The organism is Actinomadura sp. 7K507 (assembly GCF_004348425.1).
Classification (GTDB): domain Bacteria; phylum Actinomycetota; class Actinomycetes; order Streptosporangiales; family Streptosporangiaceae; genus Spirillospora.
In genome coordinates, this window is the sequence record NZ_SMKK01000369.1 from 1 (window position 1) to 6,096 (window position 6,096).

Sequence of the window (6,096 nt, forward strand, 5' to 3'; positions counted from 1 at the left end):
GCGCTGAAGGCCGAGGCTGCGGGGCGGGTGCGGGTCGCGGGGGTCATGTCGCACTTCGCCTGCGCGGACGAGCCGGGCCACCCCTCGGTCGCGGCGCAGTTCGGCGCGTTCACCGGGATGGTCGAGTTCGCGGAGAAGGCCGGGGCGCGGTTCGAGGTCCGGCACCTGTCGAACTCGGCGGCCACGCTGACCGCGCCCGAGGCGCGGTTCGACCTCGTCCGCCCGGGGATCGCCGTCTACGGTCTGACGCCGGTACCGGCGCTCGGCACGTTCGGGTTGCGGCCCGCGATGACGCTCGTGGCGGACGCTGCGCTGGTCAAGCGGGTCCCAGCAGGCAGCGGAGTGTCATACGGTCACACGTACCACACCGAACGGGACACGACGTTGGCCCTGGTGCCGGCCGGGTACGGAGACGGGATCCCCAGGCACGGCTCCAACCTGCTCCAGGTCCTGGCGGGCGGTAGGCGCCGGACGATCGCCGGGCGGGTCTGCATGGACCAGTTCGTCATCGACCTCGGTGACGACCCGCTCTCGCCGGGGGACGAGGTCGTCCTGTTCGGGCCTGGCGACCGGGGCGAGCCGACCGCGCAGGAGTGGGCGGACGCGTTGGGAACGATCTCCTATGAGATCGTCACCCGCATCGGGTCCCGGGTGCCGAGGGCGTACCCGGGAGGGGCGCTGTAGGGGGCGCGCGTATGGACAGCAGGAGCAGGCGGAGGCTCGGCATCGCCGGGGCCGTCGCGGGCGCCGGGGTCGGCGCCGCCGTCGGCGTGCGCCAGGCCGTCGTCGGCCGGGTGCGGCTGCGGCCGGATCCGGACGCCGACGAGCCGTTCGGTGAGCTGCGCGGCCGGGAGTTGACCGTCCGCGCCTCCGACGGCCTCCCGCTGCACGTCGAGGTGGACGGCCCCGACGACGCCGATCTGACCGTCGTCTTCTGCCACGGCTACACCCTCAACCAGGATTCCTGGCACTACCAGCGCCGTGACCTGCAAGGATCGCTGCGGATGGTGTTCTGGGACCAGCGCAGCCACGGCCGTTCGGGGCGGAGCGACCCGGTGGACGCGACGATCGAGCAGACCGGCGACGACCTGTACGCCGTGCTGAAGGCCACCGTCCGCCGGAACCGGCCGGTCATCCTCGCCGGGCACTCCATGGGCGGAATGTCGATCATGGCGCTGGCGGACCGGCATCCCGAGCTGTTCGACCGGCAGGTCGTGGGGGTCGCGCTGATCAACACGTCCTGCGGGGACCTGGCGGAGATGACGCTGGGGCTGCCGCTGGTGCTGGCCAAGGTCGTCCGGCCGCTGGCCCCCCGGACGCTGCGCGGCCTCGGCCGCCGCGCCGAGCTGGTGGAACGCGCCCGCGGGCTGGGCGCCGACCTGGCGTTCGTCGTCACCCGGAGGATGGCGTTCGCCGACAAGCACGTGAGCCCGACGGTGGTCGACTTCCTGGAGCAGATGATCAGGGCGACGCCGATCGATGTGATCGCCGAGTTCTATCCGGCGCTGGTGGCGCACGACAAGGCCGCCTGCCTGGAGGTCCTCGGCGGCGTGCCGACGCTGGTGCTGGCCGGCGGGCAGGACAGGCTGACCCCCGCCGAGCACGCCCGCCGCATGGCCGAGGCGCTGCCGGACGCGGAGCTGGTCGAGGTGGAGGAGGCGGGGCACGTGCTGCCGCTGGAGTACCCGGGCGTGGTGACCGGCGGCCTGCGCCGGCTGATCGAGCGCGTCCGGCCGAGGCAGGAGGAGGAGCGCACCGCGTGAATGTGATTTCAATCACTGTTCCGACCGCGGCGGAGATGCGTGACCTGGGTGTTCGCCTGGCCGGGCGGCTCCGTCCCGGTGACCTGGTCGTCCTGACGGGCCGGCTGGGCGCGGGCAAGACGACGCTCACGCAGGGCATCGGCGAGGGCCTGAAGGTCCGGGGGCCGATCACCTCTCCCACGTTCGTGATCGCGCGGGTGCATCCCGCGCTGGCGGACGGGCCCCCGCTGGTGCATGCGGACGCCTACCGGCTGGGTGGTTTCGCCGAACTGGACGACCTTGATCTGGACGCGTCCCTCGACGAATCGGTGACGATCGTGGAATGGGGAGAAGGGCTCGCGGAGGGCCTTGCCGAGGACCGCCTAGAGGTGATCATTTCGCGCGGGGACGGGTCCGGAGAGGAACGCGATGTAAGGATCGTCGGGGTGGGTCATCGCTGGTCCGACCTGGAACTCAGTGCTAGATGACGGGGTTCGGACAAGTTCTTCGCTTTTTGCAAGTCCGAGTGGACCACTTTACGGCGACATGTCGTACTCTTTGCCCGAACGTTCCTCAGCTCACGACATATCGATTTCCGCAAGCAGGAGTGGGATCCGGTGAGTGGTAGCCACGGAAGCGGCAGCGGCCGCGACAGCTACCGCGGTTCGAACGGTGGCCAGGGCGGCGGTTACCGGCGGGACGGCGGTGGATACGGCGCGGGCGGCGACGATTACGCGCCGTACCAGGGCCAGGAGTCCCGTCCTTCCCCGGGGACCGGCGGTTACGCGTCCGGAAGCTACGGGAGCGGGTCCTACGAGTCCGGATCCTACGAGTCCGGCGGGTACGAGTCCGGCGGCTATCAGTCCGGCGGCTACGAGTCCGGCGGCTACGAGTCCGGCGGGTACGAACCCAGCGGATACCGCTACGGGCAAACGGATAGCGGCCCGTACCAGAGAGAGACCGGCCCCTACCAGTCCGGGACCGGCAGTGGCCAGTACGGCCGCGACGACCGGGGATACCGCACCGACAGCGGCGGCTACCGCACCGACAGCGGCGGCTACCGGACGGGCAGCGGCTCGTACAGGTCGGGCGGCAGCGGCGGCTACCGCACCGGCAGCCACCGCGTCGTGCGCGAGCGCCGCACCGGCAGGCGCTGGAGCATCATCCTCGGCGCCGCCGCGGCCGCGGTCTGCGTCTGCGCCCTCGCCGCGTTCGTCGTCCTGAACGGCGTCGGCGCGAGCGGCGAGGAGGACGGCGGCCGGGTCGTCGGCAGCGGCGCGGGCGAGAGCACCCAGACGAACAAGGGCGAGCGCTCCGCCGTCCCGGACTCCTGCACGATCGTCGGCCAGGACGTCATCGACAGGCTGGCGCCCAACTCGGAACGCAACGAGGCCGACAACTACCAGGGCAGCGACCGGCAGAACCAGTGCGTGTGGGGCGCCTACGCGGGCGAGAGCAAGCGCCAGCTCACCCTTGAGCTCCGCGCCATCGCCGCCGGGAGCGGCCAGACGGCCATCGCCACCGCCACCGGCATGTTCACCGCCGAACGCACCGCCGACGAGTCCGGCAAGTCCCTCCTGGCGGGCCAGGAACTCACCGACAAGCAGCGCCTCGACGACCTCGGCGACGAGGGCTACATCGTCTACAGCGTGGACGACGGGCAGGGCGCCGGCGAGGCGATCGGCAACGTCCGCCTGGGCAACGTCCTCATCACCATCCACTACTCCGGCTCCAACGACGGAGACCCGCTCTCCGCGGACGCCGCGAGCAACGGCGCCATCGAGGTCGCCAGGGCCGCAATCCAGGGTCTCGACCAGTCGTGAGCCGCACGGGAGCCTGACCTGTAGGCTTACAACCCGTGCTGGTCTTGGCTTTTGACACCGCGACCGCCGCGATCACCGTGGCGCTGTACGAGTGGACGCCGGGCGAGGGCGCCGTGCCACGCGGCGTGGCCGAGGAGGTCGACCGCCGCAGGCACACCGAGCTGCTCACCCCGTCCATCGCGGGGGTGATGGCGGAGGCGGGGGCGGCGCCGGACGACCTGAGCGCGATCACCGTCGGGGTCGGGCCGGGCCCTTACACGGGGCTGCGGGTCGGGCTGGTCACCGCCCGTTCCATGGGTGAGGCGCTCAGCATCCCGGTCCACGGCGTCTGCACGCTGGACGTCATCGCGTGGGCCACCGGCAGGGTCGAGCCGTTCGCCGTCGCCACGGACGCCCGGCGCAAGGAGCTCTACTGGGCGCGGTACGACTCGTCCCGCGCGCGCGCCACCGCGCCTGCCGTGGGCCCGCCGTCCGATGTGCTGGACGGGGCGCCCCCTGGCCTGCCCGTCGTCGGTGAGGGCGCGGCCCTCTACCCGGACGTCTTCGGCGGTTCGGGCCATGAGCCGCTGCTTCCCACCGCCTGCGCCCTCGCGGAACTGACCGTCGCGCGGCTGGCCGGGATGAAGGGGCCCGCCCTCCTGCCGCCCGAACCCCTCTACATGCGCAGGCCGGACGCCAAGGAGCCGGGGCCGCGCAAGAAGGTGACGCGGGCGTGAGCGGGGTCTCGCTGAGGGCGATGACCGGCGCGGACCTGCCGGCCGTCCACCGGCTGGAGCAGGTCCTCTTCCCCGAGGACGCCTGGAGCGAGGAGCTTCTCCGCGCGGAACTCGCCGACCAGCCCCGGACCAGGCACTACGTCGTCGCGGAGGCGTCCGGCGGCGACATCGTCGGGTACGCGGGCCTGGCCGCGGCCGGCGGGCAGGCCGACGTGCAGACCATCGGCGTGCGCGACGACCAGCGGGGGAGCGGCATCGGCGCCGCGCTGCTCACCGAGCTGCTGGACGAGGCCGCCCGCCGCAACAGCGAGTCGGTGTTCCTGGAGGTCCGCGCCGACAACGACGGGGCGCGCCGCCTCTACGAGCGGTTCGGCTTCGACGAGGTCGGTGTCCGCAAGCGGTACTACCAGCCCTCGGACGTGGACGCGATCGTCATGTGCCGCAAGCTCCGCGCCCGTCCGCCCATGGGCTTCAACAAGGAGAGCATGTGATTCGGGACGAGCCGCTGGTGCTCGGCATCGAGACGTCCTGCGACGAGACAGGCGTCGGGATCGTGCGGGGGCATACGCTCCTGGCGGACGCGATCGCGTCCAGCGTGGACCAGCACGCCCGCTTCGGCGGCGTCGTGCCCGAGGTGGCGTCGCGGGCGCATCTGGAGGCGATGGCGCCGACCGTCGAGCGGGCGCTGTCGGACGCCGGGATCGCGTTCGGCGATGTCGACGCGTTCGCGGTGACGGCCGGGCCGGGCCTGCCGGGCGCGCTGATGGTCGGCGTGGCCGCCGCCAAGGCGTACGCGCTGTCGCTGGGCAAGCCGCTGTACGGCGTCAACCATCTGGCCGCGCACGTGTGCGTCGACCAGCTCGAACACGGCCCGCTGCCGAAGCCGTGCGTGGCGATGCTGGTGTCCGGCGGCCATTCGTCGCTGCTGCTGGTGCCGGACGTGGCGGGCGACGTCCGGTCGCTCGGCACGACGGTGGACGACGCGGCGGGCGAGGCGTTCGACAAGGTCGCGCGCGTCCTGGACCTGGGCTTCCCCGGCGGCCGGATCATCGACCGGATGGCCCGCGACGGCGACCCGGCGGCGATCGCGTTCCCGCGCGGGAAGTACAAGGACGGCACCTACGACTTCTCGTTCTCCGGCCTGAAGACGGCGGTGGCCCGCTGGGTGGAGGCCAGGGAGCGCGCGGGGGATCCGGTGCCGGTGGCGGACGTGGCGGCGTCCTTCCAGGAGGCCGTGGTGGACGTCCTGACGCAGAAGGCGCTGAAGGTCTGCAAGGACAACGGTGTCGGCGACCTGCTGATCGGCGGTGGCGTCGCCGCCAACTCGCGGCTGCGGGCCCTGGCGGCGGAGCGCTGCGAGGCCGCCGGCGTCCGCCTGCGCGTGCCGCGTCCCAAGCTCTGCACCGACAACGGCGCGATGGTCGCCGCCCTCGGCTCGGAACTGGTCGCCTCCGGCGCCGCCCCGTCAGACCTCCGACTCCCCGCCGACTCCAGCCTTCCGGTCGAGTCGATAATGCTCTAACACTGGGCTAGGAGGGGGGCGAGGTAGTTCTCGTATAGGGGGACTTCGGCTTCGTCCATTAGGCGGGTGTCGTCTTCTGGGAGTAGGTCCAGGAGGGTGCGGACGTCCCAGTACGGGTCGTGGGGGTAGCCGCCGGAGACCTGGTCGAAGGCGGACAGGAAGCGGTCGGCGACCTTGGGGCCGTAGCGCAGGGCCAGGCCGCGGCGCATGCGGGCGATGTCGACGGCGATGGGGCCGGACGAGGTGTCGGACCAGTCGACGACGCCGGTGAGCTTGCCGTAGCTCCAGAGCGT

At 72.2% G+C, this 6,096-nt stretch carries 8 protein-coding genes; 7 read left to right on the forward strand and 1 reads right to left on the reverse strand.

Features of this window, described 5'->3' with window-relative positions:
• The 7 genes from alr to tsaD all read left to right on the forward strand — a co-directional run.
• On the forward strand, positions 1-684 hold a 684-nt coding region (gene alr, locus E1285_RS42470; RefSeq protein WP_132160537.1), incomplete at its 5' end, for an alanine racemase.
• Between the two features lie 11 nt (positions 685-695).
• The gene (locus E1285_RS42475; RefSeq protein ID WP_132160539.1) at positions 696-1,763 is read left to right on the forward strand and encodes an alpha/beta hydrolase; all 1,068 of its coding nucleotides are present in this window, start codon (positions 696-698) and stop codon (positions 1,761-1,763) included.
• A gap of 35 nt (positions 1,764-1,798) precedes the next feature.
• Positions 1,799-2,230: a tRNA (adenosine(37)-N6)-threonylcarbamoyltransferase complex ATPase subunit type 1 TsaE gene (tsaE, locus tag E1285_RS42480; protein ID WP_132160547.1), complete on the forward strand. Its 432-nt coding sequence runs from the start codon at positions 1,799-1,801 to the stop codon at positions 2,228-2,230.
• 129 nt (positions 2,231-2,359) lie between these two features.
• Positions 2,360-3,565 (forward strand): hypothetical protein, encoded by a 1,206-nt coding sequence (locus E1285_RS48005; RefSeq protein WP_243723445.1) that lies wholly within the window; start codon positions 2,360-2,362, stop codon positions 3,563-3,565.
• Between the two features lie 35 nt (positions 3,566-3,600).
• A complete protein-coding gene (gene tsaB, locus E1285_RS42495) occupies positions 3,601-4,281 on the forward strand; it encodes a tRNA (adenosine(37)-N6)-threonylcarbamoyltransferase complex dimerization subunit type 1 TsaB (protein ID WP_132160545.1) in 681 nt (226 codons plus the stop codon).
• Positions 4,282-4,301: 20 nt separating this feature from the next.
• Positions 4,302-4,772, forward strand: coding sequence for a ribosomal protein S18-alanine N-acetyltransferase (gene rimI, locus E1285_RS42500; RefSeq protein WP_132160549.1), 471 nt, complete (start codon positions 4,302-4,304; stop codon positions 4,770-4,772).
• Positions 4,769-5,803 carry a tRNA (adenosine(37)-N6)-threonylcarbamoyltransferase complex transferase subunit TsaD gene (gene tsaD, locus E1285_RS42505; RefSeq protein WP_207947232.1) on the forward strand — a complete coding sequence of 345 codons (1,035 nt, stop codon included), beginning with the start codon at positions 4,769-4,771 and terminating at the stop codon, positions 5,801-5,803. The genes rimI and tsaD overlap by 4 nt, the downstream gene beginning before the upstream one ends.
• Here tsaD and E1285_RS42510 read toward each other — a convergent pair.
• Positions 5,800-6,096: phosphotransferase (locus E1285_RS42510; protein ID WP_165967001.1), on the reverse strand; the 297-nt coding region annotated here is incomplete at its 5' end. The two genes, tsaD and E1285_RS42510, sit on opposite strands and share 4 nt — an antisense overlap.

Excerpts from the sequence above, each read along its gene's own strand:
- tsaE (WP_132160547.1), top strand. The coding sequence starts at position 1,799 with ATGCGTGACCTGGGTGTTCGCCTGGCCGGGCGGCTCCGTCCCGGTGAC.
- rimI (WP_132160549.1), top strand. The coding sequence starts at position 4,302 with ATGACCGGCGCGGACCTGCCGGCCGTCCACCGGCTGGAGCAGGTCCTC.
- E1285_RS42475 (WP_132160539.1), top strand. The coding sequence starts at position 696 with ATGGACAGCAGGAGCAGGCGGAGGCTCGGCATCGCCGGGGCCGTCGCG.